The sequence below is a fragment of the Hydrogenophaga sp. genome, assembly GCF_041633695.1.
Taxonomy (GTDB): Bacteria; Pseudomonadota; Gammaproteobacteria; order Burkholderiales; family Burkholderiaceae_C; genus Hydrogenophaga.
Genome location: NZ_JBFJMY010000664.1, coordinates 1 through 1,733, shown reverse-complemented (window position 1 = coordinate 1,733; position 1,733 = coordinate 1). Strand labels below are relative to the sequence as shown.

General features: G+C 68.0%; 1 protein-coding gene and 2 pseudogenes. 1 reads left to right on the top strand and 2 read right to left on the bottom strand.

Annotated features, from left to right (window positions below; translation table 11 throughout):
* Window positions 1–192 (top strand): annotated as a pseudogene (locus ABYB95_RS23000) (hypothetical protein); the annotation flags it as partial.
* A gap of 25 nt (window positions 193–217) precedes the next feature.
* Here ABYB95_RS23000 and ABYB95_RS22995 read toward each other — a convergent pair.
* Window positions 218–1,135: a F0F1 ATP synthase subunit gamma gene (locus ABYB95_RS22995; RefSeq protein ID WP_372662520.1), complete on the bottom strand. Its 918-nt coding sequence runs from the start codon at window positions 1,133–1,135 to the stop codon at window positions 218–220.
* Window positions 1,132–1,733: pseudogene (locus ABYB95_RS22990) on the bottom strand (F0F1 ATP synthase subunit alpha); the annotation flags it as partial. The gene ABYB95_RS22995 and the pseudogene ABYB95_RS22990, both read right to left, overlap by 4 nt.

The window sequence follows — 1,733 nt, the reverse complement described above, 5'->3', positions numbered from 1 at the left end:
CCCTTTTCGGACAAGTCGGGCGGTGCCTATTTGCTCACGGCCGAGTCGATGGGCGAAGCCCGTGCGCTGGCACAAAGCGATCCGCTAATTGCCCATGGCACGTCGACCTTCAAAGTCTGGGAATGGCTGGCTCAGATGAGCATCACTCCCGAAGGCCCAGCGGGGGTGAGTAGTAGACATTTGCGACGGTGAATTTCTGCGCACGGCCGGACCGGCCCTAGCGGCCTGCCCGGCCGTACACCGGTACTGCCAGTGCCTCGTAGCCGGCGCTCACGTCGAAGAGTTCTTCGTCGATGGCCCGTTGGCGCAGGCTGTGGAAACGGGCTTGCAAGTCGGTCAGCAATTCGTCGATGTTTTTGTCGGCGCGCTGCATGGCGGCCAGGCGGCTGGCGTTTTCGCTGGTCAGCGATTCGGCGCAGGCCTGGAACAGCGAAATGAACAGGTACTCGCGCACCAGTGCGCGCAGGGTGGCGCCGTCCTGCCCCATCACCTCGGGCAGGCAGTGGTTGGGCCAGCGCTTTTGAACCAGCTCCGTTTGCCAGTGCGCGTCCAGCGGCAGCAGGCGCCGGCAGGTGGGTTCGTACAGCGCGCCGGGCAGGGGCCGGTTGTGGAACACGAGCATGTGTGGCGCGGCGAGTTGCGCCGGGTGGGTTTCGGTGTCGAACTGGAGTCGGCCCACCAAGGGCGCGATGGCGCCCACCGTGTTGGGTACGTCGTAGCTGCCGAGCAGTGGCAGACCCGCACTCTCCAGGCGGGCACGCACCCGCTCGCCCACGGCCCAGACCAGCGGCTGGCCGGGCAGGCGGGCCAGGGTTTGGATGGCGTGTTCGGCCAGCACGTCGTTGAACTGCCCGACCAGCCCTTGGTCGGAACCGAAGACCACGGCGCCCACACCGCCTGCTGTATGCCGGGCAGCGGCCACGGGTGTGCTCGGCGGGGTGGGCTGGGCTTGTTGTGCGCGCAGACAGGCGCCCAGGCCCAGGTCCACCGCCTCGTGGTAGTGGGCCAAGGCCCGCACGGCGGCTTCGTACTGGCTGATGCTCGAAGCGGCCAGCGCCCGCATGGTGCGCACCACCGACTGCAGCTCGGTGGCGCTGCCGATCTGGCGTTGCAGACTGGCGGTGGAATCGCTCATGCCGGGGCCAGTTTTGCATCCCCGGCGGCGGGTGCGGCCTGGGGCTGGAAGCGCGCCAGTGTCTCGCGCAGCAGCGCCACCAGGGCCTGCTGGTCGTCCTCGCTGGGCTTGCTGGCGCTGGCCAGCCGGGCCAACAGCGCAGCGGCGATGTGCGCCACCGCCGCGCGCACCGCCTTTTCGGCCTGCGGCATTTGCTCCAGCGGCACGGCGTCGAACAGGTGGGCGGTGAGTGCTTGCAAGATGGCGATCTGCTCGGGCACCGGCACCGGGTCGGATTCCGGTTGCATGAGGCAGGCGCGTATGCGCTTGCCGTGTTCGATGGCGTTGCGGCTGGGCGCATCGAGCCTCGCGCCGAAGCGCGAGAAGGTTTCCAGCTCTTCGAACTGCGCGTAGGCCAGCTTGAGGTCGCCCGCCACGGCGCGAAAGCCGCCGAGCTGGGCTTTGCCGCCCACGCGCGACACCGACTGGCCCACGTCCACGGCAGGCAATACGCCCAGTTCGAACAGGCTCGGGGAGAGGTAGATCTGGCCGTCGGTGATGGAGATCAGGTTGGTCGGGATGTAGGCCGACATGTCCTGCCCTTCGGTCTCGATGATGG